Consider the following 25,964-nt stretch of genomic DNA (forward strand, 5'->3'; position numbering starts at 1 on the left):
TCAACTACCCGACCGTGCCGCGCGGCACCGAGCGGCTGCGCATCACGCCGACGCCCTTCCATTCCGATGCGCTGATCGCCGAACTTCAGGACGCGCTGGTCGAGACCTGGGACGCGCTCGGCATCCCCTACGGTTCGGCGGGACGGCCGGCCGTCGCGAAAAGCGACCGGATCATTCCGCTGCTGGTGCAAAAATCCGGCGGCTGAAACCCGCCGCTTGCGCAAACGGTGTTCGTCCCCTTTGCCAGCTGGTGCGCGGCCCCCTCGAACTGGTCGAGGCGGCTGTAGAAAACAATCGGGGCGATGCACTTTTGAACGATTTGATCCTGCTCAATGCTCAAAGCCTTTCGATGCCTGAGAATGGAGTTCAAATCTTCGAGGAGCATCCGCCATGGGTCATATTTCCCACACGTCCTTTGCTGACTTCACGCACGCTGGCCAGCAGGCGCAACAATGGGTCAAGGAGCTCGCCAAGGACCTCTGCTGGAGCGAACCGAGCGCGTGCCGTCTCCTGAGATCCGTTCTACACACGGTGCGGGATTGGCTTTCGCCAGCAGAAATGGCCGATCTCTCGGCGCAACTGCCTGTTTTGGTCCGCGGCATCTATTTCGAAGGCTGGAACCCCGCGGTGCCTGCGCATGAGCGCACCAAGCGCGACTTTATTATCAGCGTCAGAAACAGTTTCGGCTACGATGAGGAGATCGATTTCGATGTCGCGATCAGTGCCGTTTTCAAGCTTCTCGACCGTCACATTTCGCATGGCGAGATCGTACAGGTCAGAAACTCGATGAAGAAGTCGCTGCGAAAACTGTGGCCGGTGGATTGACCGATGTTCCGCGACCGGGAAGAGGCTGGAGTCAAGCTTGGCCTGGAACTGAGCAGGCTTCAATTGCATCACCCGATCGTACTGGCATTACCGCGCGGCGGCGTGCCCGTCGCAGTGGAAGTGGCCAAAGCCCTCCACGCTCCTCTTGATCTGCTTATCATCCGCAAGGTGGGCGCCCCGGGCAATCCCGAGCTGGCTGTTGCCGCAATCGTCGATGGCGACCCTGGGGAGGTCGTGCTGAACCGTGAGATTGTCGAGACCTATGCACTCGACGAAAGCGAGCTACGTGTCTTGATTGCAAATGAGCGGCCAGAACTCGAACGCCGGCGCGCTGCCTATCGCTGGAAGACCAGACCGATCTCGATTGCGGGAAAGACCGCGATCATCGTCGATGACGGGGCCGCGACCGGTACGACCATGAAAATCGCGATCCGCGCCCTCAAGCGCCGGTCACCGAGGGAAATCGTCGTGGCAATTCCTGTTTCACCGCAAGAGACGGTCGTTGAACTGGAACAGGAAGCGGACCGTGTGGTTTGCCTTAGTCAGCCAGGACAGTTCCGGGCCTTGGGCCACCACTATCTGCGGTTCCCGCGGCTCTCTGACAACGACGTTGTCTTCGCTATGGACGAGGCTGCCCAACTGTACAAAACTGGCCAGCGGCACGTTTCCGGCCTAGCCGTAAAGAACAGGAGATCGCACTAATGCAGATCCGCACGCTTTCGGCTTTGGAATGTACCAAATTGCTGACGGCCAATCGTGTTGGCCATCTGGCATGCGCTAAGGATGGGCAGCCCTATGTCGTGCCCTTCCACTACGCCCATTCGGACGCTCATCTTTACGCGTTTTCCATGCCGGGCAAAAAGATCGAATGGATGCGGTCCAATCCGCTGGTGTCCGTCCAGGTGGACGAACATGGCCAGGGCCGAGGATGGAGAAGTGTCATTGTCGATGGCCGATATGAAGAGCTGCCCGACCGAATCGGCCACAAGCTTCAAAGGGACCATGCCTGGTCGGTGTTGAGCAAGCACACCGACTGGTGGGAGCCCGGCGCACTCAAGCCGGTCACTCCTCCCGCGGCCGACAATGCACCGCATGTTTTCTTCCGGATTCTGATCGAGCAGGTGTCCGGTCGAGAGGCGAGCGAGTAAGTCCGCAACCCTTCGCTACAGGAACGAGAGCGGGCCGGCGCAAACTGCGCCGGCCCGCTCTTCCCTGTGAATTGCTATCGCGCCATGAAGACCGGCAACGATTGACCTTCAAGCATCGACTTGGTGACCCCACCGAAAATCCGTTCGCGCAACCGGGAATGACCGTAGGCGCCCATGACCATCAGCTCAGCCGCAACGTCGCCGGCATGCTGGCGAAGCACATCGGCAACCGAATGGTTCGCGCTCGGCAGCCGGTCGACCGTAACCTTCACGCCATGCCGGGCAAGATAGGCCGCGGCATCTGCACCCGGCTCCTCGCCATGATGGAACTCATCTTCAATGGGATCGACGATGACAAGGCGCACATCTTCGGCGCCCTTCAGCATATCGAGGGACTGGCGGACGGCGCGCGATGACTCAAGGCGGGCGTCCCATGCAACGAGGACGCGTTTCGGCTTCAGCGTCGGCCGCGTGCCCTCGGGAACGAGCAGAATAGGCTTTCCCGACGAGAACAGCGTGCCCTCGATGACTTTATCCTTCAGCGTATGGCTTGCCAGCAAATCTGGCCCGAGAATGGTCAGATCGGCGTAGCGGGCACGCCTTCCGATGACGTCGTCCGCCCACCCCGTGTCGGGATAGTCGTCGCTCAGATCGGCCGATACGGCGCTCTGGGAGAGAAAGCCGGCGACATCCGAAATTCTCTTCTCGAGCCTTTTCAGCTCGGCCTGGCGTTCCTCCAGCCAGGCAGGCGAAACGACAGCGGCATACTCGCCGCCTGAGGGCGGCGCGGCAAGCTCGAGAACGAGCACGGAGAGATGGGCGCCGACCTGTTCGCACAGCGAGGCGGCTAGCTTTAGATCACCTTCACCCTGGTTCGGCCCGGTAACCGTAAGCAATGTCCTGAAAGTCACGGCGACAACTCCTGATTTCGATTGAAGGATCAGTCGTGGTTTCAGTCATTAGCGAGGCTGCCCGATGCGTTCATTGCGCTGAATCAAATACCGTGACCGCGGCGGCATTTGATCCGCATCAACGCACTAGCAAACCAGGGCTGTAGGTTTCAGTCGATCAATCGGGGAAACGCAGATGAAATTCCTGATCGCGGCGATTTTGGGGGGATTGGCCCTCAACGCAGCTGGCGCCCAGGAACTCGGCAACGGCAAGGCGGAATACATGAACTCATGCGCCGTCTGCCATGGCCTTGAAGGCAAGGGGGACGGCCCGTTGGGCGACGAGTTGTTGAAGCGGCCAAGCGACCTGACGCGCCTCTCCAGGCGCAATGGCGGCGAATTCCCTTATTGGCGCGTCTTTGCCGTCATCGACGGCCGCGGCATGGTGCCGGCGCATGGCAATCGCGACATGCCGGTCTGGGGTCGGCAATTCCTTCCGGGTGACGTGAAGAAATATGGCCCGAATGCCGGGGAAATCGTCACCAGGGAACGGATCCATGATCTGGCCGGTTATGTCGAGACGTTGCAGCAATGAAAACAGAGGGCGCAAACAGTCTCCGCACGACACAGGCATCGATGAGGCCGGACATGGTCGTTGACGAGCAGCAATCCGCTACGGCGTTCCTGCTTGATCCCGCCTCCTATGGCATGGCCGGACAGGTCGAAGCGATCGAGACTCATATCTCGCGAATTTTCTTGATCGATGGACGTGCCTTTAAGATGAAACGGGCGGTCAAGCTGCCCTATGTCGATTTCTCGACGCCAGCACTAAGGCTGGCCGCTTGCGAAAAAGAGGTGGAACTCAACGCCAGGACCGCACCCGGCCTCTATCTGGGCGTGCGGCGCATTACCCGCGAAGTCGACGGCAAACTCGTTTTCGATGGCGCTGGCCAAATGGTCGATGCGGTGATCGAGATGGTCCGGTTTGATCAGTCGAGGCTCCTTGATCGGATGGCGACCGCGGGAGAACTGACGCCAGCGCTGATGACGGCGGTCGCACGCATGATCGTGGGACATCACCGTGCGGCGCCGAAGATCCACAACGGAACCGGCTCATTCAATTTGATGGGCGTGCTCGACATCAACGAGGCCGGCTTTGGCACCAGTCACGTTTTTACAAAACGGGAGATCGAGACGTTTGCCCGGGCTTTCCGCACCGCACTCGCGCGCCATTCCGGATTGCTGGATCGCCGGGAGGCCGCGGGCAAGATCCGCCAGTGTCATGGCGATCTGCACCTGCGCAACATCTGCCTTTTCGATGGCGAGCCTCGCCTCTTCGATTGCATCGAATTCAATGACCAGATCGCCAGCATCGATGTTCTGTACGACCTTGCCTTCTTGCTGATGGACCTTTGGCATCGCCGTTTCCCAGAGCTCGCCAATCTCGTGATGAACCGCTACCTCGACGAGGCCGATGACGAGGATGGCTTTGTCCTGCTGCCTTTCTTCATGGCGGTGCGGGCGGCTGTGCGCGCGCATGTCACCGCCACCCAAGTCGAGGAAGGCAGCGCCGATTCCGGCAAATTGACTGCCGAGGCCCGATCCTATTTCGAACTGGCCCGAACATTTCTGCAGCAAACGCCGCCCAGGCTCGTTGCCATCGGCGGTCTCAGTGGTTCAGGCAAGACGACCATTGCCGAGGCGCTCGCCGCCCATATCGGGGCGCCGCCCGGTGCGCGCATAATCGAAAGCGACCGCATCCGCAAAGCGATGCACGGCGTGCCCGCCGAGGCCAGGCTGCCGGACAAGGCCTATCGTCCTGATGTGTCCGATCGCGTCTACAACGAAATGGCATGGCGCGCCGGCTTGATTCTCTCCGAGGGTGGCTCGGTTGTAGCTGATGCGGTTTTCGACAGACCGGCCGATCGTGAGCGGATCGAGAAGGCGGCGCGAGACCGGGGTATTCCATTCTTCGGTTTCTGGCTGGAGGCGGATCCACTCGTCCTTTGGCGACGGGTCAGCGAACGCAAGGGCGGTCCCTCGGATGCAACGGTCGATATCCTTTCGCGTCAACTGCAGCGAAAAGCCGGCCAGGCCAGCTGGCGCAGGACCGATTCCGATCGAAAGCCCGTCGACATTGCCGCGGAACTGAGGAGATGTTGGCAGCGCGATGCTTCCGAAACCCTGTGCACGGCCTCCTGACTGTTGCGGATGATTGACCTCAACCGAGTTCGAGCTTGGCCTCGACAAGCCCTGGCTCGTTCGGAAGATGCATCAAGGAGAAGCCGAATTCACGGCACATTGCCAGCATCTTGCTGTTTTCACTGAGCACGATACCTCCGATGCGGCGGATCCCATCGGCCTTTGCATAATCGATGATCTGGCTGAGCAACTCCCAACCTAGGCCATGACCCTGCAAGTCCGTCCGCACCAGCAATGCGTATTCGGCGCTGACGTGGTCGGGATCGCAGGACAACCGGCTGATGCCAGCCAGCGCGCCAGTGCTCTTGTCCAATGCTACGAAAGCCATATTGCGGTCGTAGTCGAGCTGGGTGAGCCGCTTCAACACCTGATCGGAGAAGCTTTTTCGCGGCGAAAGGAAACGCAGGCGCAAATCGTCAGACGAAATTTTGGCCAGGAATTCGGGATAGAGCGCGATGTCGGTCGGCTTGATCGGCCGGACGTGATAATGCGCGCCACCTGCCGACGTTTCCTTCTCCCAACCTGACGGGTAGGGCCGGATGCACAGTGCAGGATTCGGCCCAGGTTCCTCCACCCGCTTCGGTTCGATCTCGATGCGTGCATCGAGCGCGATCACGCCGGCGGTGTCCGCGAGCAACGGATTGATGTCCATTGATACGAGGCACGGAAAGTCGACAACCATCTGCGATAGGCCGTTGAGCGCCGCAACGATCGCCTGCTGATCCGCGGGTTTGCGATCGCGGAATCCGTCGAGCAGCCGACCGATCCGCGTTTGCCCGATCAGGTCACCGGCAAGAACGTCGTCAAGCGGAGGCAACGCGATCGCGGTATCGTCCATCACCTCAACGGCGACGCCACCCGCCCCGAACAGGAGAACCGGACCGAAAATCGAATCATGGCTGACACCAAGGATCAGTTCCTGAGCCTGTTTTCGCACCACCATCGGCTGTACGGCATAACCCTCGATATCGGCCTGAGGATCGTGCTTATGCAACCGGGCCTCGATTGCGCGTGCTGCCTCCTCGGCTGCCGCCGCGGCTGCAATGCCGAGCACCACCCCGCCAACGTCCGACTTGTGCGAGATCGCCTTTGACAGCAGCTTGACGACGACCTGCTCGGATGTCTTGAGAAGTCGGCCGGCCGCCTGCCCCACTTTGGCAGGGGATCTGGCGATGATCGTTTCGGGCACCGGGATGCCGTAGGCGGAAATCGCCGCCTTGGCCTCGGGCTCGGTCAGCATGCGCCGGCCTTCCCTGGCGACCTGCCTGAATAGGGCAAGCACCGCTTCTCGACCGCTCGTGGCGGCCTCGCCGTGGCTCGACGGCGTACGTAGCAGGGCCCGCTGGGCTCGCGACCAGTCGGCGAGGTAGGATACGGCCGTCGCGGCATCGGCGGGTGTCTCGAGGCTGGCAATCCCCGCGTCCTGAAGGATACGTCGCCCTTCGCGCGCCGTGTGTTCGCCAAGCCAGCAGGTCAGGACCGGTTTGCCGCCGATCTTGCCGTCCTGCGCGAGCGTTGCCACCGCGCTTGCCGCGCCGAGCGGCGAGCCGAGCCCGGTCGGGCAGTTCATGACCAGGACAACGTCGGTCCCGGCATCGGCCGCGATGGCCTCGACCGCGACCCGGTAGCGCTCAGGCGGAGCGTCGCCGATGATGTCGACCGGATTGGCATGCGACCATGTGGCCGGCAGGACGGCATCCAGGCGGGCAATCGTTCCCGGCGCGAGTTCGGCCAACTCCCCGTTGCAGTCGATAAGTTGGTCGACGGCAAGCACGCCGGCGCCACCGCCATTGGTGACGATGCCGACGCGGGCTCGCTCCAGCGGAGCAAAGCGGGCGGTCGTTTCAACCGCGTCGAACAACTCGGCCAGGCCTTCGACGCGCAGGATGCCCGCGCGCCGCAATGCGGCATCGACGACACGATCCGCGCCCGACAGCGCGCCGGTATGGGTCGCGGCCGCTTTGGCCGCCTGCTCGTGCCGGCCCGACTTGATGACGATCACCGGCTTGAGGCGCGCGGCGGCGCGCGCCGCCGACATGAACTTGCGCGGATTGGGAATGGTTTCGAGATACATCACGATGGCGTGGGTGTGCATGTCGCCCGCCAGCATGTCGAGGCAGTCCCCCACATCGACATCGGCCATGTCGCCAAGGGAGACGATCTGCGAGAAGCCGACATTGTTGTCGGCCGCCCAGTCGATCAGCGATGTGGCAATGGCGCCGGATTGCGACAGCAGTGCGATGTTGCCGGACTTCGCGGCCATATGCGCAAATCCGGCATTTAGCTTCATCGGCGGGATCATCAGCCCGACCGTGTTCGGCCCGATGATGCGGAAGAGCGTGGGCTTGGCAGCGTCCAGCATCGCCTGACGCAGGCCATTCTCGCGCGTAAGCCCGGCAGTGATCACGACCGCCGTCCGCGTGCCCTTTTCAGCAAGGTCGCGCACGATGCCGGGAACTGTCTCAGGCGGCGTAACGATGACACCAAGGTCTGGGACGTCAGGCAGATCCGCCGCTTCAGCATAGCATTGCCGATCGGCGATCTGCGAATATTTCGGGTTGACCGGCCAGATGTCGCCCTCGAAGCCACCGCTGACGATGTTGTCGAAAACGACATGGCCGACGGAGCCTTCGCGCACCGACGCACCGAAGACAGCAACGGACTTCGGGGCGAACGCATGTTCGAGATTTCGGATCGTCACCCCTTGTGTCTCCTGTTAGCGGCGATAATCGCCGGTCGATCTTGCCCGTTCGTTGCGTTGGATCAAAGCGTTCTGTGGTTCTCGCGACTAGCTGTTGCCCGAGTTCGACGCGCTCGTCAGCGCTGACGAAAATTGGCGAGCATCGATCAGATCGGAAGGCATCGCATGAACGAGTCCATCCTGCGACGCGCATTGCTGGTGATTGCCATCCTGGGTCTCGCCGTTGGGATCGGAGCGTGGCGAACCGGGCTCGGGCCCCTTGAGGCCGACACGATCTGGACGGTGGCGACGTTGCCCGTGGTAGCGGCTCTCGCCATCTCCATCCTGCGCGATTTCTGGATCGGCCGCTTCGGTGTCGATGCTATTGCGCTGGTGTCGATGTCCGCCGCGCTGTTTCTTGGCCAACCCTTGGCGGCAGTGGTGGTCGCGATTATGTATGCCGGCGGCACGGTGCTTGAGGATTTCGCTCGCGGCCGCGCGGAACGGAACCTCAAGGCATTGACCGACCGATCGCCGCGTATCGCCCACCGAACGTCAACGCTGGGGACAGAAACCATCTCCGTCGAGGACGTTGATGTCGGCGACGAGATTCTGGTCCGGGCCGGCGAACTGCTCCCCGTCGATGGCATCCTGCTTGATGCTTCGGCCTCTCTCGACGAGTCCGCAGTGAGCGGAGAACCCCTGCCGGAACGGCGCCGCGCGGGGGATGTGCTGCGCAGCGGCACCGTCAATGCGGGCGAGACCTTCAGCATGCGGGCTTCTGCCCTTGCGGAGCAGAGCACTTATGCCGCGATCGTACGCATGGTCGCTGCAGCGCAGACCGCGAAATCTCCATTCATTCGCATGGCCGACCGGTTTGCCCTGTTCCTTCTGCCAGCCACTCTGCTGGTTTCCGGCGCCGCCTGGTATGTTTCCGGCGACCCAATCAGAGCGCTTGCGGTGCTGGTCGTCGCAACGCCTTGCCCGCTCATCCTTGCTGCCCCCGTTGCATTCATCGGCGGCGTCTCGCGTGCCGCGCGTGCCGGCATCCTTATGAAAGGCAGCACGGCGCTGGAGGCTCTAGCGCAAGTCCGAACCGCGATCTTCGACAAGACGGGGACCTTGACCATCGGTGGCGCCGAGCTCATCGAAATCGAAGCCGCACCCGGCCGTGACGCGAACCATCTGCTGCAGCTGTTGGCATCCCTGGAACAGGCCTCACACCATGTGCTCGCCGACTCGATCATCCGGGAGGCGCGCGGCAGACAGCTGATGCTTTCGCATCCGCGTGATGTCCGCGAGCATCGCGGCGCAGGCCTGAAGGGCCGGGTCGAGAACATTGCGATCGCCTCCGGATCGCGGGCTCTTGTGCTCGCCGACAGTCCCCTGCCCAACTGGGCGAAAGGGGGCGAAGAAAAATACCGGGACGAGGCGGTGCTCAGGGTCTTTGTAGCACTCGGCGGGCAGCTTGCCGGTGTTTTCACGTTCGGCGACGCCCTGCGTGTTGATGCGCATGACGCACTCGGCAAGCTGCGCTCCGCTGGCATTGATCGCATGATCATGCTCACAGGCGACGACGGCGTGGCGGCCAAGCGCATCTCCGCCCGGCTCGACCTCGACGCCCTGGTCGCCGATGCGACCCCTGCCGAAAAAGTCGCGACGGTCACAGCCGAGAAAGCCTTGGCGCCGACGATGATGGTCGGCGACGGCATCAACGATGCACCCGCTCTTGCCGCCGCGACGGTCGGCGTCGCCATGGGCGCGCGTGGGGCGACGGCCTCTTCCGAGGCGGCGGACGTCATCGTGCTGACCGACAGGCTGCTGCCTGTCGCCGATGCCGTCCGGATTGCACGGCGAACGCGATCGATCGCGTTGCAAAGCATCATTGCCGGACTGGCGCTGTCGGGGCTGGCAATGATCGCAGCGGCCATGGGGCAGATCACGCCGGTTGCCGGAGCGCTACTTCAGGAAGGGATTGACGTGGCGGTTATCCTGAACGCTTTGCGGACCCTTGGCGATGGACATCTGTGGCGCGCATAGTGGTCGAGAACAAGTTCGGTGAATGGCCATGGCACAGCAAAATCTGGTGGTTTGCAGCAAATGCGGCGGAGTCAATCGCCTGCCGCCGTCACGAAATGCCAGTGAGGCAAAATGTGGAAAGTGCGGGACCAGACTGTTTTCAGGTCACCCCCCGGACGTCGACGCCAAGACGTTCGATCACCAGATTACGCGAAGCAGTATTCCCGTTGTCGTCGACATCTGGGCACCTTGGTGCGGCCCCTGCAAGATGATGGCGCCGGCCTATGAAGCGGCGGCAATCGAACTGGAGCCACATGTTCGCCTGATCAAACTCAATTCCGAAAATGAGCAATCTGTCGCGGCAAGGCTCGGCATTCGCGGCATCCCGACCATGATTCTGTTCCATGGCGGACGCGAACTCGCGCGCACATCTGGCGCAATGACGGCAGGCCAGATCGTCAGGTGGGTTCGCGACCGCCTGCCGACGGTGACCGCCTGAAGTCGTCGCGCCAATGGATCCGCTCATCGCCCGGCTTGGACTGGCCCTCGCAATAGGTCTCCTTGTAGGCTTGGAGCGTGGTTGGCAAGAGCGGGATGCGCCCGACCGCAGTCGCACAGCTGGCATCCGGACATTCGGCATATCCGGGCTGCTTGGTGGCGTGCTCGCGGCGCTGGCCAGTGCACTAGGCTCCGTATCGGTGCTCGTCGGAGGCTTCATCGCCTTTGCGGCAATCTTTGCCTGGTACAAGGCGCGTGAGGCTGCCCATGACGAGGATTTCAGCGTCACGAGCGTGATCGCAGGCCTGGGCGTTTTCGCCCTTGGCGCGCTTTCCGTAGCCGGCGATTATCGGGCTGCTGCTGCGGGCGGGGCGGCACTGGCGGCAATCCTGGCCAGCCGAGAAGTCCTGCACGGTCTTTTGAAGCGACTGACCTGGGTCGAACTGCGTTCGGCGCTGATCCTGGCAGTGATGACGGCGATCGTCTTACCCCTGTTGCCAAACCGGACGATGGACCCGTGGGGCGGTTTCAATCCTTGGGAAGTTTGGTTCCTGACGGTGCTGATGGCCTCGATATCGTTCGCCGGCTACGTGGCTGTTCGCATTCTGGGAAATACGCGTGGGCTGCTGGTCAGTTCGCTCGTCGGTGCGATCGTCTCTTCCACAGCGGTGACCTTGGCGCTTGCCCGCAATGCCGCGTCGGGCGGCAATCCACTGCCGCTCGCCGGGGCGGCATCCCTGGCTGCAATGGTTTCGGTGCTCCGCGTCTGCGCCGTGATTCTGATCATAGAGCCAGGCGTGTTCGCTTCGGTCGCTATAGCGGCGATGGCAGCCGCGCTCGCCTTCGCTGTCTGCGGCGCATTGCTGATGACTCGCGACAGCGGGAATGAGGAACGCAGCGCTATTGCGCGCAATCCATTCGAGCTGGGTCCGCTGTTGCTGTTCGCGCTGCTCTTCGCGCTTGTCGCGACCGCAAGCGCTGGATTGGCAGCTCAATTCGGCAGCCGCGGCTTGCTGGTTACCTCAGCGCTGGCAGGCACGTTCGATGTCGACGTCTCGGTGCTCAGTGCCTTGCGGCTGGTCAAGTATTCGGTCCCCGTCGAGACTGTCGGTCAGGCTGTGCTGGCGGCACTGGCGGCAAATGCGATCGGCCGCCTGTCACTGGCGGTATTTGCCGGTCCGATCAGGTTCTGGGTGCCGCTGGCCGGCGCAACCCTGACCGCTGCGACCGCCGGCTATGGCGCCATGTTGTCGCCTGGCCCGGGATAGAAGCGCGGTTCTTGAGCCATCTTTGATGCGGATCAAGGGGCAGGCCCAGCTACGGCTCTATGGGACTCCTTAAAAGGAGTTCGCCATGACCAGTTTGAAGGACCTTACCCCGAAATTCCGCCATGTCCGGCTGCTGCTAGCCCGCGAGAAGGATCACCCGGGAGGAGATCGTGAAGAGGGTTACGACGTGCTGGCTCCGCTGAACGGCGAAGGGCGTATCGATGCCGAAGAATGGAAATCGCACAGGGCCTCATGTCGAGTTCGCCGCTTTCGGACTGGCGAGGAGGATCTGATCGGCCGGCTGAGACGCAAGCCCGGCGGGCAGTGGTATTTCGACTACGCCGAAGGCGACCGCGATGACGAAATCGGCTTTCATCTCGGCGACGAACGGTTCGTGACCGGTGAATATGTGTCGATCGAGCGCAACGGCACCATGCACACCTACCAGGTGGCAAGGGTCGAGCGGCCATGACGCGGCAACGCCTGGCTCCCTGGGAGTAGACCATGTCGCGACGCATCCTGATAGTGGTCGGCCATCCAGACCCGTCCCCGGATCGGCTCTGCCGCGGTCTTGCCGACGCCTATGGCGAGGGCGCGGGAAAGGCAGGGCATGGTGTCCGCCGGGTCGATCTGGGGGCAATCGATTTTCCGATGCTTCGGACGATGCAGGAGTTCGAGCATGGTGCGGTTCCCGATGAGTTGAAAGAAGCAGCCGAGGCGATCGTGTGGGCTGAGCATATCGTCTTTGTCTTTCCGCTGTGGCTTGGAACCATGCCGGCCATACTCAAGGCATTTCTGGAACAGGTCATGCGGCCGGGAACGGCCTTTGCCTATCCGGACAAGGGCGGCGGCTTCACCAAGACATTGCTTCGTGGCCGCTCGGCGCGCGTCGTGGTGACGATGGGCATGCCTTCCGTAGTGTATCGGCTATGGTTCCTCGGACACGGCATCGCCGGCCTGAAGCGAAGCATTCTGCAATTTGTCGGCATCAGTCCGGTACGCGAGACCTTGTTCGGCATGGTCGCTGGAGCCAGCGATGCGACCCGTGCGAAGTGGATCCGGCATATGCGCGAACTGGGTGGACGGGCCAGATAACGCTCCCACATAACGCTCGTTGAATGCCGATCACGGCACCAGGACGGCGGCGCCGCTCAATCTGCCTTGCCTCACATCGTCCAATGCCTGATTGGCCTGTTCCAGCGGGTAGACCTTGGTGTACGTGTGCACCCGAGCGCGCCTGGCAATGGGAAAGAACTCTTCGGCGTCGCGGCGCGTCAGGTTTGCAACCGACACCAGTTCACGCTCTTCCCAGAGCAACTCGTAGGCCATCGCCGGAATGTCGCTCATGTGGATGCCGCCGCAAACCACCCGGCCGCCCTTGCGCACGGCACCAAGTGCGATCGGCACCAGGTCACCCACAGGAGCGAAGATGATCGCGGCATCGAGCTGCCTGGGCGGAAGCTCCTCCGACCCGCCCGCCCACGTCGCGCCGAGCGAGCGGGCGAATTCCCGTGCTTCACTGTCGCCGGGCCGGGTGAAAGCGAAGATGTCACGACCCTGCCAGATTGCGATCTGCGCAACGATATGTGCAGCGGCACCGAAGCCGTAGATCCCGAGCCGCTTGCCGTCACCGGCCTTCTTCAGGCATCGCCAGCCGATCAGGCCAGCGCAAAGCAACGGCGCCTGCGATACGGGGTCGGCATCCGTGTCCAGATCGAAGGCGAATTGCGCGTCGGCAATGACATGGCTGGCGAAGCCGCCATCGCGTGTATAACCCGTGAAATCTGGCTGATCGCAGAGATTTTCATTCTCCGCGACACAGTAGGGACAATGCCCGCAAGTGTGCCCAAGCCAAGGCACGCCAACCCTGCGCCCGATCCTGGAACGCGCCACGCCTTTGCCGACGGAATCGATAGTGCCGACGATTTCGTGACCCGGAATGAGCGGCAGTTTTGGATGACGCAGATCGCCATCAATGACATGCAGATCGGTCCGGCAGACAGCGCATGCCTCGATCCTCAACCTGATCTCACCGGGTCTCGCTATGGGATCAGGCCTGTCGACCAGCTTCAATGGCACGCCGATGTTTTCGAGCACCATCGCTCTCATGACGTGCTCCATGTTGCCCCGGAAAAACAAATGCCGTGACTGCCCAGCCTCCGCCGTGGCGCGGCCAAACCGACAAGGCCGGCGATCCCGGCAGGCTTTCGAAAACTGCGGCAGTCACAGGTTCCGGCCAGGCGGCTGCCTGCTTCATTATCTATGGCTCGACGGTGAATTCGGCCCACATGCCGGCTCCATAGTGACCTGGCACGTTGCAGATAAGCAGGTATTTTCCAGCCTTCAGCTCGACGGTCAACGTGCCTGATTTTCCCGGATCAAGCTCCGAAACTTCGCCCTTGTCGCCAGCCTTGTCTTCGTCGACGCGGTTCTCGGCTTCAAGGTAAGGAAGCGGCTTGCCGGGATCGGCAAGGTGCATCACGATCATTTCGTGGACGGTGTCCTTGGAGTCATTCTTCACATTGAATGTGACCTCTCCGGCCTTTGCCACACTTGGCAAAGCCTTGATGCCCATGGTCGCCTTGGCGAGATCGAGGCCCGGCGCTGCATACGCAAGACCCATCGGCATCTCCGTGCTCGCGCCCTTGTCCCAGAGCGAAACCTGGACGAGCGCGTCAGCCTGGGCGGCGCCGGCATGGCTAGCCATGAGCATTGCAGCAGCAAGCCCAAATGTTGCTTTCCTCAATACGGTTTTCATGGCGATCCTCTTTCCGGGTGGGCAGCAGAAGTGCTCTACATCCGGCCGTCATCCTGCTCGCGACGTCACCCGCCGTCCTTGCGCCAGATCAAATTGATCGGCGCGGCCCCGATCGGTGCCGATGATACAATTGTCAGCCAGTTGTCAGCTTGAATTGATTATTTCGCTCCAATGGCGGTGAGAATCGCCGTCTGGACGATCGAAGATCCACCTGCGGGCGCAACATCGGCGCCCAACCTTCCGAATGGAGTCATCATGTATCGCACACTCGTTTTCGCCGCTTTGGCTGGCATGATCGCGGGACCGGCGCTCGCCGCCGGCGGCAGCTGCAGCACCGCCCCAAAATCGCAATTCAAGCCCAAGGCAACACTGGAAGCACAATTGACTGGCGAAGGCCTCACCGTGCGGCAGATCAAGGTCGAGAAGGGCTGCTATGAGGTCTACGCGGTCGACAAGGCGGGCAAAAAGGTCAATCTGGCCTACAATGCCGAGACCCTTGAAAAGCTCGACAATGCCGAAGCCGGCGAAAATTGATCAGAACGTTCCGGCAGCAGCAGGCGCGCACCCATCGCCGCCGATGGTGCGCGTCTGGGATCGGGCCGTGCGGAGTTTCCATTGGGCATTGGTGCTCAGCTTCGTCACGGCCTGGCTCACCTCCCATTCCTCGGAGGGTATCCACCACTGGGCCGGATACGCCGCCGCCGCCCTCATCGGCATAAGGCTTCTGTGGGGTGTTCTTGGTACCCGCTATGCGCGGTTCTCCCAATTCGTGCGTGATCCGGCGACTGTCGCGCGTTATCTCTCGGCAATACTGAGCGGCCGCGAGGCCCGATATATCGGCCACAATCCGGCTGGCGGCGCGATGGTGATCGTCTTGATCGCGGCGATGGCTTCAACCGCTCTTACCGGCTGGCTGATGACGACCGACGCCTATTTCGGTGTGCCCTGGGTCGAAGCCGCACATAGCCTGGCGGCGCACGGCCTGTTGCTCCTCGTCTTGCTTCATATTGGCGGTGTCGCCCTGGCAAGCTTTCGCCACCGCGAAAACCTGGTCCGAGCCATGATCACCGGACGAAAACGCAGCGCCGAACCGGCGGACATCGCTTGACGATCGGCCAATCATCAACCCGGCGCCGTATCGGGCGCAAGCGGTAGCGGTCTCGATCGGGGAAGCAATGAACAGCAACCCGCCGCGCCTTTTGGCGGGCGGGTTGCAGCGTTGGATCACCGTCTACTTGACCAGGATCGTTGCCCACATTCCATTCATGAAATGACCGGGGATATTGCAAAAAACGGCATAGCTGCCCGGCTTGAGGTCCAGGGTCAGCGATCCGGTTTTGCCTGGATCGAGTTCGGAAACCTCGCCGAGATGGCCGGCCGCATCCTCGTTGACGCGATTTTCATTTTTCACATACGGCAATGCGGTCTTTTTCGCATCCGCGGCCGGCACGACGATCATTTCGTGAACCGTGTCCTTGGACGTATTGCTGACTTTGAAGGTAACCTCGCCCGCGGGTACGACGGTCTTGTCCAGCTTGATGGCCATCGTCGCCATGCTCATGTTTGCCGGCATGCCCATCCCCATCTTGGCGTCCGGGTTCACGGCACCGTCCTTGTCCCAAAGCTTTACGTTGACGGTCGTGTTGGCGAAGGCTGGCACCGACGCCGTCAAGAGGACCAAGACCAGTCCGGACTTGAAAAACTGCATGTTAGAATTGCTCCTGATCGCGTGCGGCGACCCCGCAGCCGATGGTTTTGAAGAATCATTTCCGGTCGCAGCGCCGGGCTAGCGCGGCCAAGCTGACAACAGGCTGACAGTGGAGACAGGGCCGGAAGAGGCGACACCCTCCGGCCAAGCCGGCGCATCGAATCTGCTCTGGACATGAGCGGGCCGGCGCGTGCCTAGGTAGTTTCCCGTAGGGACAAAACCGAATTTCGCGACCCGCGGATTCGCGCGATTGCTGTGTCGCGAAACAACCTGGACAACAGCCATGCACGCTTACACCGCCTCCAGAATTTCATTGCCGTCGCATTCTGCTCAGCCAAGCCTGCCAGTGGCCCTCGACTCGGAAACGCAACAGCCGGTCAGCTTCTTTCCCGCCGGTTCGGAGATTTATGCTCAAGGCGAGAAGGCTGGCGCTTTCTACCAGGTCGAATTCGGCGCCGTACGCATCTATCGCCTGCTCGCGGACGGCCGCCGGCAGATTAGCGCCTTCCACCTCGCCGGAGAGACGTTCGGCTTCGAAGGCGACACGACGCATCATTTCTTCGCCGAAGCGATCAATGCCACCGGGGTACGCGCCTTCCGCTTCAGCGCTGGAGCGGACATGTCCCATCAGTTGCTTCCCCTGGCACTCAAGGGCCTGACGAGGGCACAGGAGCACCTCCTTGTCCTCGGTCGTCAGAACGCCATCGAACGTGTCGCCGCCTTCCTGGTCGACATGATGGAGCGGCAAGGTGGATTGCGGCAGGTGGAGCTGCCGATGTCGCGCATGGACATCGGCGACTATCTCGGACTCACTATCGAGACCGTGTCGCGGGTTTTCACCCGGCTGAAGGATAAGGGCGTGATCCGCCTGCTCAACCTGCGCAGCGTCGAAATCCTCAAGCAGGATGTGTTGCAGACCATGGGCGTATGAGCCCTCCCAAGCAGACAGCGTAACGTCAGCCTCAGATCAGGACCCTGTTGTCATGCACCATACACTTACCACCCACACCGGATTTCGCTTCGAAGTGCGCCGCGCGTACCCTGAGGATGAGCCAACGCTGGCCGAGTTCTTCACCCATGTGACCCCGGACGACCTGCGCTTTCGCTTTCTCGGCGCTGTGAAGGAGGTCTCGCATGAACGGCTGGTCGCGATGACGCGTTCAGACGACGCCCACATCCATAATTTTCTAGCCTTCTCCACCGACGGAATGCTGATCGCGGTTGCAACGCTGGCAAGCGATGCCGCCGATCGAAACGGTGAGGTCGCGATCTGCATTCGTGCGGATCGCAAGCATCTGGGCGTTGGTTGGGAGTTGCTCGCTTATATCGCGAACTATGCCGAAGACCTCGGCCTGGAAGCGATCGAGTCGATCGAGAGCCGCGAGAACCGTGCCGCGATCGAGGTCGAGCGCGACATGGGCTTCACCGTCACGACCGATCCCGACGATGCGACGCTGGTCCTGGTTCGACGGGAGCTGGGGGCGCGATCAGCCGCTTAGCTGCCTTGGCCCCTTCCGGGCCGTTGTGGGCGCGGCAGGTCAAAAGACGAGCATCTCCGCGGCCACAGCGCATTCTTCATCCGCAGGAATGACAAGGACATCGACGCGGGAAGTCGCGTTGCTGGCCAGTTCCTCGCCCTCTCGGTTTCGCTTCTCGTCGAGATCGACTCCAAGCCAGGCAGCGGCACCGCAAATCCTCTCCCGGACCAACGGCGCGTTTTCGCCGATGCCAGCCGTGAACACCAGCGTGTCCAGTCCTCCCATGGCAGCGGCCAACGATCCAATCTCACGTCCGATCCGATAAACGAAGAGCGCGACAGCCTCGGCGGCGGCGGGATCGTCCGAGGCGATCAACGTCCGCATATCACCCGATATTCCAGACACTCCGAGCAGGCCCGATTGCTCGTAGAGAAGCGTGACCATTTCGTCTCCAGACAGTCGCCGTTCCTGCAGCAAGTGAAGGATAATCCCCGGGTCGAGCGCGCCACAGCGCGTGCTCATCACCAGGCCGTCGAGCGTCGAAAACCCCATCGTCGTGGCGATGCTTCGTCCGGCGGCCATCGCGCACAGGCTGGCGCCACTGCCGAGATGGGCAACGATCGCCCGACCGCCGGCGTGCGCGCCGTATCGGTCACGCAGCTTCGCAGCGATGTGACTGTAGGACAGCCCATGAAAGCCGTAGGAAACGATGCCCGCGTCAGTCATCGCGCACGGCAGCCCGTAGATTTTGGCGAGCTCCGGTCTGGTCGAATGAAACGCCGTGTCAAAGCAACCGACCTGGAGGGCCTGCGGCAAGATTTCAGCGGCCAGCGCGACAATCTCGAGATTGATCCGCTGGTGGATGGGCGCCAGCGGCTCCAGCAGGCGCAGTGCTTTGAGCGTGCGTTCGTCGAGCAGCGTCGCTTCGGTGAAGTCACGCCCACCGTGAACGATCCTGTGTCCTACCCTGTCGATGCGGCGCAGGAGATCGTTTTCGGCGAGCACGGATGCAACCGCCGCGAACGCCTTGCCCATACCGATCGGTGCTTCGCCCAAGCTCTTGTCGAACTTTGACCTGCCGGCCGCAGCCTCGACTCGCAGCCGCGGTTGTTGACCGAGAGAGGAGACATTGCCGCGCAGCAGCAGCGGGAGCTCACCGCGTCGCTCGAAAACGGCGAACTTCAGGCTCGAAGAACCGCCGTTCAGGACAAGGATCGCATCGGTCATGAAGCCATCCTATATGTTGCCGTTTCCTTGCGCTTGCGAACGGGCATCCGCTCAATCTGGACGCCTCGGCCCCGCATCGGCATCCTGTTCCCACTTCCACTCAAGGATTTCCGGCATATCCTGCCCTTGGGCGCGAATATAGGCTCGATGTTCAAGCAGCTTGCTGTCCATCGCCTGCTTAACCCCGACCCGCATCCTCTTCAGTCGTGGAACCCAATCTACGACGCTTTGGACGATATGAAAGCGGTCAAGGCCGTTCAGCACCGTCATGTCGAAGGGCGTCGTGGTCGTGCCCTCCTCATTGTAGCCGCGCACATGGATGTTGTCGTGGTTGGTGCGTCGATAGGTCAGGCGATGGATGGTCCAGGGATAGCCGTGATAGGCGAAGATCACCGGCTTGTCGGAGGTGAACAGCGAATCGAACTCGCGGTCCGACAGGCCGTGCGGATGATATTCCTTAGGCTGAAGGGTCATCAGGTCGACAACATTGACCACCCTGATCCTGAGATCAGGAGCCTGTTGCCTAAGGATCTGCACTGCGGCCAGCGTTTCGAGGGTCGGGACGTCGCCAGCGCAAGCCATCACGACGTCGGGCTCAGCTCCATCGTCCGTTGACGCCCAGTCCCAGACGCCGATCCCCGCCCTGCAGTGAACGATTGCCTTGTCCATCGACAGCCACTGCCAAGATGGCGGCTTGCCGGCGACGATGATGTTGATGCGGTTCCAGGTCTGCAGCACATGGTCGGTCACGCACAGCAAAGTGTTGGCGTCCGGTGGCAGGTAGACTCGCACGATGTCCGCCTTCTTGTTGAGGGCGACGTCGATGAATCCGGGATCCTGATGGCTGAAACCGTTGTGTTCCTGATGCCAGACATGGCTCGACAGCAGATAGTTCAGTGATGCGACCGGCCGCCGCCATGGGATGTCACGGCAGGCGTCAAGCCATTTCGCATGCTGGTTGAACATGGAATCGACGATGTGGATAAACGCCTCGTAGCAGGAAAACAGGCCATGGCGCCCGGTAAGCAGGTAGCCTTCCAGCCAACCTTGGCAGGTGTGCTCAGAGAGGATTTCGAGAACCCGGCCATCGCGTCCCAGATGAACGTCTTCGCGCAGGATCTTTTCCATCCAGCCACGTTCGGTCACCTCAAACACGTCCTGAAGGCGGTTCGAGGCAGTCTCGTCAGGGCCGACGATCCGGAAGTTCTTCGAAGCCTCGTTCAACTGCATGACATCTCGCAAGAAACTGCCCATGGCCCGCGTCGACTCGGCCTTGATGGCGCCGGGGCGCTCGAGCGCAATGGCGTGGTCATGCAACCCGGGCAGTTCGAGAGACCTGCGCAGCAGGCCGCCATTGGCGTGCGGGTTTGCACTCATTCGTTTCGTTGCCTGGGGTGCCGTGGCACGGATCGCGGCGACAGGAGCGCCGGCAGCGTCGAACAGCTCCTCGGGCCGGTAGCTTTTCAGCCATTCCTCGAGCAGCTTGAGATGCGCGGGGTTTTCCGCAAGGCCTGATAAGGGAACCTGATGCGAGCGCCAGAAGCCCTCGGTCTTCAGGCCGTCGACCTCTTTCGGGCCGGTCCAGCCCTTGGGGCTGCGCAACACGATCATCGGCCATTTTGGTCGTGACGCGGTCGCCGCAGGTCCGTTGCGTGCGGCATGCTGGATAGCCTGGATCTGATCAAACGCATCGTCGAGAACGCTCGCCATCCGCTCATGCATCAGAGCCGGCTCGTCGCCTTCCACGAACAGCGGCTCATAGCCGTAGCCAGCAAACAGCGCGCGCAATTCGTCTTCGGGAATGCGAGCCAGAATGGTTGGATTGGCGATCTTGTAGCCGTTCAGATGCAGGATCGGCAGCACCGCCCCGTCGCGCGCAGGGTTGAGGAATTTGTTGGAATGCCACGCGGCTGCCAGTGGTCCCGTTTCAGCCTCGCCGTCACCGACGATACAGGCGACTACGAGATCCGGATTGTCAAAGGCGGCGCCATAGGCGTGCGACAGCGAATAGCCCAACTCACCACCCTCATGGATCGAGCCGGGCACATCTGGTGCTGCATGGCTCGGGATACCGCCGGGAAACGAAAACTGCCGGAACAGCTTGCGCATCCCCTGCTCGTCCATTGCGATGTCGGGATTGAGCTCGCTGTAGGTGCCCTCCAGATAGGTATTCGCCACCATTGCCGGGCCGCCATGGCCGGGGCCGCAGACATAGATCACATTCGCGTCCCTGAGCCGGATCGCGCGATTGAGGTGCGCATAGATGAAGCTTAAGCCGGGCGACGTTCCCCAGTGGCCGAGGAGACGCGGCTTGACGTGCTCCAGCCGCAACGGCTCGCGCAGCAGCGGATTGTCGAGCAGGTAGATCTGGCCAATCGTCAGATAGTTGGCAGCGCGCCAATAGGCATCGATGTCCTGCAATTCATGCTCGGAAGGCTGGCTCGATTGGGCAAGTAGAGAGGTGTGTTGGGTCATGTCTGGCTCCATTGCCTCTTGGTGCATCTCGCCGTACCGCGACATGCGCCTGTGCCATCGATCTGCAGTGAATGGACACAAACGCTTCCCGCGCTGTTTGGTTCACGGTCAACCGGCCACCGGCACCTAAGGACTTGCGATAACTGCTGTTCGTGACATCAGTAGTAGCGCTGGATCGCGCACGCTTTGATCCACCGCAAAAAAGGCGAGAGAGCGGGGTCGGCCCGGTTCGACGCAACCCACAGCCAAAATCTGCGCTGTCACGACATCTGCCTAAGATTGTCCAGGTGTCTGTTGGCGGCCCAGGATCGAACGACGTCCAGCCCCGCGGCGCGATGCCGCCAATCTTCATTCTGCGGCCTGAATCGGCGGCTCTCGGCCGGGTTATGCCAGAACGATTGATCGCGTCGCCCGCTCGGCTGTGGACGAGACCCGCGACCTTTACGACAATGCCTGCGTGCTATTAGCGCTCGCCGCCCTTTTCGCAGCCACGGACCGCATCGCCTATCGCAAGCAGATCGAAATTTTGCTCACGGCCATCGACACGACTCTCGCCGATCCGGCGGGCGGCTGGGCCGAGGACGAGCATGGGACGTTGCCCCGGCGGCAAAATCCACATATGCATCTGTTCGAAGCCTGCCTGGTGCTTGCAACGAAAACGCGGGACGCTTCGCATCGCCGCCGCCTGGACGGGCTCTATACGCTGTTCCTCGAACAGTTTTACAATCGGGGCGCGGGTCCCTTGTGTGAATTCTTCGGGCCGGCTTGGGAAAGAGGCCCAAAACTCCAATCCGAAAGGCTGGATCCCGGCCATATGTGCGAGTGGACCTGGCTATTGCATCGATATTCCGACGCTTTCGATCCAGGCACAGATCACCGCGCTGCTGAAACGCATCTGCCGCGACAGGGGAACCGCCGTGATGCTGGTTACCCACGACATGGGCGTGATCGCGGAAACCGCCGACCGCGTGGCGGTAATGTATGCCGGGCGCATCGTCGAAATCGGGCCGGTCGATGACATCATCCGCCGGCCGCAACATCCCTACACGCGCGGATTGATCGGCTCGATCCCGAGCCTGGTGACGCGTCACGAGCGTCTCGTCCAGATTGACGGCGCGATGCCGCGTTTGAATTCCATGCCGCCCGGCTGTGCTTTCCATCCGCGCTGCGTTCTGGCGGATACGCGCTGCCGTACCGCTCTGCCGCCCTTGCAGAAAAACGTTTCCGGTATGGCTGCGTGTTGGACCCTTGCCGCCGGCAATGCCGTGGAGGCGGCATGACAAACGCGCTCACCAAGCCGACGCTGCGGGTCGACGACGTCGCTTGCTTCTTCAATGTCTCGCCCTCCTGGTTCGACCGCACGGTGATGCGCAAGCCGCAACGCACGCTCAAGGCGGTCGACGGCCTGAGTTTTGTGATCCCGCGCGGCACCACGTTTTCGATCGTCGGCGAATCCGGCTGTGGGAAATCGACATTGGCGCGCCTGGTGGTCGGACTGTATCAGCCGACGCGCGGCAGGCTTTCGTTTGCGAACGGCAGCGGTCGCGATGGTTTGGTGCGCACCCAGATGATCTTCCAGGACCCCTTCGCCAGCCTCAATCCGCGTTGGCGCGTCGGCGCCATCATCGCCGAGCCAATCAAACAAATGGGTTTGCGCCCCTCGGGCGCGGAGACGCAGACACGCGTCAGACAATTGCTGGAGACGGTCGGCCTTTCCGGTCAGGATTCCAACCGCTATCCGCACGAATTCTCCGGTGGCCAGCGCCAGCGCATCTCTATCGCCCGGGCATTGGCTGCCGAACCGGAGTTTCTGGTCTGTGACGAGCCGACCTCGGCTCTCGATGTGTCGGTGCAGGCGCAGATCCTCAATCTGCTCAAAGACCTGCAGCGTGAACTCGGCCTCACCTATTTGTTCATCAGCCACAATCTGGCGGCCGTGAGGCACGTGTCGGATCGTGTCGCCGTCATGTATCTCGGCCGGATCGTGGAGGAAGCCGCAACCGATGAAATCTTCGAACGGCCGCAACATCCCTATACGCGCTTCCTGCTCGATACCGTGCCCAATCTAGATCGCCCAAACCGCGATCGCGTGCCGGCGACAGTCGACCTGCCGAGCCCGATCGATCCGCCGCCTGGCTGCGCCTACAATCCGCGCTGTCCGCTGGCCACCGATACCTGCCGGACTGACGCACCCGAATCCCGCCCTGTCGGCGGCACGTTGGTGCGCTGCCATCATGCGACCCTCTAGCGCGATGCGCGTTGAGCAGGATCAAAGCAGTCGGGATCATCGCCGCATGGAAGTGAGGTAACGCCTTGCGTATTCTCATCGTCAATCCCAACACAACCGCCAGCATGACCGCGACGATCGCCAGGGCTGCATCCGCGGTCGCGGCGAGCTCGACTGAGATACTCGCCGCCACATCCGGCATGGGCCCAGCTTCGATCGAAGGTTATTACGACGAGGCACTGGCGGTACCGGGTCTGCTTGATGAAATCGCAGGCGGCGAGCGCAATGGGGCTGACGCTGCGGTGATCGCCTGTTTCGACGATACCGGCCTTGATGCTGCACGAGCACTCGCCACCATTCCCGTTATCGGCATCTGCGAAGCCGCCTTGGTGACCGCAGCTTTCATCGCCCAGCGTTTTACCGTGGTGACAACCATGGATCGCTCCCGGGTACCGCTAGAAGCGCTGGTGCAGCGCTACGGGATGCAAAGCAAGGCGAAGGTGCGCGCGGCCGACATTCCGGTACTGTCGCTTGAGAATCCAGCATCGGACGCAAAATCAAAACTCAGGAGCGAGATCGCCCGCGCACTCTCTGAGGATCGCGCTGAGGCGATCGTACTCGGCTGCGCCGGCATGGCCGACCTTATGGATGAGCTGCGCCGCGAATACGGCGTGCCCGTGATCGACGGCGTGGCGGCTGCGGTGAAACAGGCCGAGGCGCTAGTGGCGCAAGGGTTAAGCACGTCAAAACGGGGGGCATATGCCTATCCCTTGGCGAAACCCTATGCTGGCGCGCTTGCATCCTTTGCTCCGGCAGTTTTGGCACCTGCGAACACTGGCCACGTCCTCAACAGTGTGACGGGCTTTTACCCCAAGGGAAACGCTTCCGGTTGATACAGAATCGGTTTGCCGTCGACCAACCGTGCAACCATTCGGTGGCATAAAGCAGGCGATACATTGCCTCCTCGATACTCTTGACCGGCCCTGGACATATCGTGCGATACGGACTGCCAGCGCTCCCATGTTACCTGGCATCATCCCGTCGAATGCGGCCTCGCCGAGCTCAAGCGGTTCCACGGGTGACGACCCGCTTCGAGAAATAGGTCAAGCCGCGTCGATAGACGCGGGATGCCTGAACGTCCGTTTCTGACATTCCGAGCCTCGAAGCCGCAAGTCTGCTTACGTGAAGAGTTTCGGGCGCCGGCAGGCGTACGAAAGTCCCCGAGGAAGGAACCCGCGGGCCACAAGTCGATGGCTATGGGGATTTCGATCTGCGGCTGATGTCGGCGATGGCGCGACCGCCGCTGGGAAGCGCAGGGGTGGATGCGGACAGGCCGCTTCGTTGCGCCTCCGCGCGGTATTGCCGACCCGGCATGCGGTTGGGTGTGGCCCTGTCGACATCGATAGTCACCATGGGCGCGCGCGGGGGCCATTGCCGGAGGCGAAGCGCCTGCGGCTGAAGGCTCGACCATTCCATGCCGGGTCATGGCGTGCTGCTCCCGGTCGACCGGGAACCGTGTCAATTTTTTGAAGTGTCCGTGATAATTTCCAGCTTGAGATCAAGCAAATGAAGGACGCTCGCCGTTGCCAGTCTGAATGGTCGTTCTCGCTTGGAAGGACCGCGCTGCATTACAGTCACAGACACGAACCAATGAAGGGCGCACGGCGAACGCCCGCTGACTGAAACCGCCAGAAATACGTCAGTCGAAGTAGCCATCCGCGTGATCATTTGCAAGAAGGACGAGCGTGCGAAATCCGGAGGCGGATCGGGCCACATAATGCTGATGCAACAGGATCATGGCCAAGCGTAGAGGGTGACGATTTTGGTCAGCCTAACCAAGTGCCCAGGGACTAAGCTGCCCTTGAACGACGGTCTCTGAGCGCAAAGGAACCCGCCTATTTGCACGCCGTTGCACGCCGCAACTCTCCGACGCGCCGACTGCACTTACAACCGTTCCCAACTTCGTTCAGATCAATCCTGTTTTTTGCCAGGAGATCGAAAGAGGTCTATCTAAACCAAACAGCGAAAGAGGCGATCGCGCCGGAAATGGTTCGGCAAACCACGCTATTGCCGCCTAACCCCTATTCCCACTCGATTGTTTTCAACCCAGCTATGCCATTGTTCTAGCTGGGTTTTTTCTTGCTTGCGAAGCAAGAAACCCGACGCATGGCCCGTCAAAAAGTTACGCTTTTGATTTTAAAAGGAAAATTGCCGCAAAAAATATTTGGAAGTTTCACCAACTATCGGGACCAATCGGGCGATTTTTCTCACCCTACGGCACTCGACTGCGTACCAAAGCCATCCCGAAAAGTACCGTCACCGCCCTAAGTAGCGCATTTTCAGATCGCAAGCGCAATACTTTTGGTAGGCTCGGAGGATGTCTTGCACGATTCGACAATTGGAACCTGGGTCAGCGAGGGGCGGAGCGCCGATTGACGAGTTTAATCGCCCCCCTGTCAGTGATAGTAAATATCCAGGCGATTGCAGTCTCTGACCGACATAGCGATATCCCAGGCGACTTTCGCTCGCGTTCCCGCAGAGCGTCGCGCCACCGCCTGGGC

Annotated in this window: 24 protein-coding genes and 2 pseudogenes; 18 read left to right on the plus strand and 8 right to left on the minus strand. The window is 61.5% G+C overall.

All coding sequences use genetic code 11. The features are described from left to right. From EN804_RS16545 to EN804_RS16560, 4 genes and pseudogenes are all read left to right on the plus strand, one after another. Positions 1-206, plus strand: a pseudogene (locus EN804_RS16545) (5-aminolevulinate synthase); the annotation flags it as partial. A 184-nt stretch (positions 207-390) separates the two neighbouring features. Next, positions 391-825 carry a DUF2267 domain-containing protein gene (locus tag EN804_RS16550; protein WP_127280177.1) on the plus strand — a complete coding sequence of 145 codons (435 nt, stop codon included), beginning with the start codon at positions 391-393 and terminating at the stop codon, positions 823-825. Positions 826-828: 3 nt separating this feature from the next. Beyond that, positions 829-1,527: a phosphoribosyltransferase gene (locus tag EN804_RS16555; RefSeq protein ID WP_135920296.1), complete on the plus strand. Its 699-nt coding sequence runs from the start codon at positions 829-831 to the stop codon at positions 1,525-1,527. Continuing rightward, positions 1,527-1,973 (plus strand): pyridoxamine 5'-phosphate oxidase family protein, encoded by a 447-nt coding sequence (locus tag EN804_RS16560; RefSeq protein ID WP_135861761.1) that lies wholly within the window; start codon positions 1,527-1,529, stop codon positions 1,971-1,973. Before EN804_RS16555 ends, EN804_RS16560 begins: the two co-directional genes overlap by 1 nt. A 74-nt stretch (positions 1,974-2,047) precedes the next feature. Here the strand turns inward: EN804_RS16560 and EN804_RS16565 are convergent, their stop codons facing one another. Further along, on the minus strand, positions 2,048-2,884 hold the full coding sequence (locus tag EN804_RS16565) for a universal stress protein (RefSeq protein ID WP_135920298.1): 837 nt from the start codon (positions 2,882-2,884) through the stop codon (positions 2,048-2,050). A 175-nt stretch (positions 2,885-3,059) separates the two neighbouring features. On the opposite strand from EN804_RS16565, the gene EN804_RS16570 reads away from it, so the two are divergent. Together EN804_RS16570 and EN804_RS16575 are read left to right on the plus strand one after the other, a co-directional pair. Further along, positions 3,060-3,458, plus strand: coding sequence for a cytochrome c (locus tag EN804_RS16570; RefSeq protein WP_135920300.1), 399 nt, complete (start codon positions 3,060-3,062; stop codon positions 3,456-3,458). Positions 3,459-3,571: 113 nt separating this feature from the next. Continuing rightward, positions 3,572-5,065, plus strand: coding sequence for a bifunctional aminoglycoside phosphotransferase/ATP-binding protein (locus tag EN804_RS16575; protein ID WP_246693442.1), 1,494 nt, complete (start codon positions 3,572-3,574; stop codon positions 5,063-5,065). Positions 5,066-5,084: 19 nt separating this feature from the next. On the opposite strand, the gene EN804_RS16580 is transcribed toward EN804_RS16575, so the two are convergent. Continuing rightward, a complete protein-coding gene (locus tag EN804_RS16580; protein WP_135917205.1) occupies positions 5,085-7,766 on the minus strand; it encodes a bifunctional acetate--CoA ligase family protein/GNAT family N-acetyltransferase in 2,682 nt (893 codons plus the stop codon). 165 nt (positions 7,767-7,931) lie between these two features. Here EN804_RS16580 and EN804_RS16585 point away from each other — a divergent pair, with 165 nt between their 5' ends. The 5 genes from EN804_RS16585 to EN804_RS16605 all read left to right on the plus strand — a co-directional run bounded on the left by EN804_RS16585 (position 7,932) and on the right by EN804_RS16605 (position 12,625). Beyond that, a complete protein-coding gene (locus EN804_RS16585) occupies positions 7,932-9,785 on the plus strand; it encodes a heavy metal translocating P-type ATPase (RefSeq protein ID WP_135920304.1) in 1,854 nt (617 codons plus the stop codon). Positions 9,786-9,813: 28 nt separating this feature from the next. Next, positions 9,814-10,263 carry a thioredoxin TrxC gene (gene trxC, locus EN804_RS16590; protein WP_135861773.1) on the plus strand — a complete coding sequence of 150 codons (450 nt, stop codon included), beginning with the start codon at positions 9,814-9,816 and terminating at the stop codon, positions 10,261-10,263. Between the two features lie 13 nt (positions 10,264-10,276). Continuing rightward, entirely contained in the window at positions 10,277-11,530 is a 1,254-nt protein-coding gene (locus EN804_RS16595; RefSeq protein WP_127277175.1) for an MgtC/SapB family protein, read from the plus strand. An 85-nt stretch (positions 11,531-11,615) separates the two neighbouring features. Next, entirely contained in the window at positions 11,616-12,002 is a 387-nt protein-coding gene (locus EN804_RS16600) for a hypothetical protein (protein WP_127277177.1), read from the plus strand. 32 nt (positions 12,003-12,034) lie between these two features. After that, positions 12,035-12,625, plus strand: a complete 591-nt coding sequence (locus EN804_RS16605) for an NAD(P)H-dependent oxidoreductase (RefSeq protein ID WP_135920306.1) — start codon at positions 12,035-12,037, stop codon at positions 12,623-12,625. A gap of 30 nt (positions 12,626-12,655) precedes the next feature. Here the strand turns inward: EN804_RS16605 and EN804_RS16610 are convergent, their stop codons facing one another. Together EN804_RS16610 and EN804_RS16615 are read right to left on the minus strand one after the other, a co-directional pair. Further along, positions 12,656-13,639, minus strand: a complete 984-nt coding sequence (locus EN804_RS16610) for a zinc-dependent alcohol dehydrogenase family protein (RefSeq protein WP_127277182.1) — start codon at positions 13,637-13,639, stop codon at positions 12,656-12,658. Positions 13,640-13,790: 151 nt separating this feature from the next. Continuing rightward, positions 13,791-14,237, minus strand: coding sequence for a sulfocyanin-like copper-binding protein (locus tag EN804_RS16615; protein WP_245464306.1), 447 nt, complete (start codon positions 14,235-14,237; stop codon positions 13,791-13,793). A 306-nt stretch (positions 14,238-14,543) separates the two neighbouring features. Between EN804_RS16615 and EN804_RS16620 the strand changes: the two genes are divergently transcribed. Beyond that, positions 14,544-14,822 carry a PepSY domain-containing protein gene (locus EN804_RS16620; protein WP_189343527.1) on the plus strand — a complete coding sequence of 93 codons (279 nt, stop codon included), beginning with the start codon at positions 14,544-14,546 and terminating at the stop codon, positions 14,820-14,822. A gap of 43 nt (positions 14,823-14,865) precedes the next feature. Further along, the gene (locus EN804_RS16625) at positions 14,866-15,396 is read left to right on the plus strand and encodes a cytochrome b/b6 domain-containing protein (RefSeq protein ID WP_127277208.1); all 531 of its coding nucleotides are present in this window, start codon (positions 14,866-14,868) and stop codon (positions 15,394-15,396) included. Between the two features lie 123 nt (positions 15,397-15,519). Here the strand turns inward: EN804_RS16625 and EN804_RS16630 are convergent, their stop codons facing one another. Then, positions 15,520-15,948, minus strand: a complete 429-nt coding sequence (locus EN804_RS16630; RefSeq protein WP_245464307.1) for a plastocyanin/azurin family copper-binding protein — start codon at positions 15,946-15,948, stop codon at positions 15,520-15,522. A 331-nt stretch (positions 15,949-16,279) separates the two neighbouring features. Between EN804_RS16630 and EN804_RS16635 the strand changes: the two genes are divergently transcribed. After that, positions 16,280-16,927 (plus strand): helix-turn-helix domain-containing protein, encoded by a 648-nt coding sequence (locus EN804_RS16635; RefSeq protein WP_127277193.1) that lies wholly within the window; start codon positions 16,280-16,282, stop codon positions 16,925-16,927. Between the two features lie 52 nt (positions 16,928-16,979). Then, a complete protein-coding gene (locus EN804_RS16640; RefSeq protein WP_127277196.1) occupies positions 16,980-17,495 on the plus strand; it encodes a GNAT family N-acetyltransferase in 516 nt (171 codons plus the stop codon). A gap of 39 nt (positions 17,496-17,534) precedes the next feature. On the opposite strand, the gene EN804_RS16645 is transcribed toward EN804_RS16640, so the two are convergent. The 3 genes from EN804_RS16645 to EN804_RS38005 form a co-directional block, all read right to left on the minus strand. Then, positions 17,535-18,701, minus strand: coding sequence for an acetate/propionate family kinase (locus tag EN804_RS16645; protein ID WP_135920308.1), 1,167 nt, complete (start codon positions 18,699-18,701; stop codon positions 17,535-17,537). Positions 18,702-18,752: 51 nt separating this feature from the next. Further along, positions 18,753-21,176 carry a phosphoketolase family protein gene (locus EN804_RS16650; protein WP_135920310.1) on the minus strand — a complete coding sequence of 808 codons (2,424 nt, stop codon included), beginning with the start codon at positions 21,174-21,176 and terminating at the stop codon, positions 18,753-18,755. A 463-nt stretch (positions 21,177-21,639) separates the two neighbouring features. Then, on the minus strand, positions 21,640-21,990 hold the full coding sequence (locus tag EN804_RS38005; RefSeq protein ID WP_246693445.1) for a hypothetical protein: 351 nt from the start codon (positions 21,988-21,990) through the stop codon (positions 21,640-21,642). 25 nt (positions 21,991-22,015) lie between these two features. On the opposite strand from EN804_RS38005, the pseudogene EN804_RS38010 reads away from it, so the two are divergent. The 3 genes and pseudogenes from EN804_RS38010 to EN804_RS16665 form a co-directional block, all read left to right on the plus strand. After that, positions 22,016-22,369 (plus strand): annotated as a pseudogene (locus tag EN804_RS38010) (oligopeptide/dipeptide ABC transporter ATP-binding protein); the annotation flags it as partial. Positions 22,370-22,452: 83 nt separating this feature from the next. Further along, positions 22,453-23,424, plus strand: a complete 972-nt coding sequence (locus tag EN804_RS16660) for an oligopeptide/dipeptide ABC transporter ATP-binding protein (protein ID WP_127871008.1) — start codon at positions 22,453-22,455, stop codon at positions 23,422-23,424. A 65-nt stretch (positions 23,425-23,489) separates the two neighbouring features. After that, positions 23,490-24,296 carry an aspartate/glutamate racemase family protein gene (locus tag EN804_RS16665; RefSeq protein ID WP_135920313.1) on the plus strand — a complete coding sequence of 269 codons (807 nt, stop codon included), beginning with the start codon at positions 23,490-23,492 and terminating at the stop codon, positions 24,294-24,296. Positions 24,297-25,964: the final 1,668 nt, after the last annotated feature.

Origin of the sequence: Mesorhizobium sp. M8A.F.Ca.ET.161.01.1.1 (assembly GCF_004792105.1) — a bacterium.
In the GTDB taxonomy this organism is placed as follows: domain Bacteria; phylum Pseudomonadota; class Alphaproteobacteria; order Rhizobiales; family Rhizobiaceae; genus Mesorhizobium.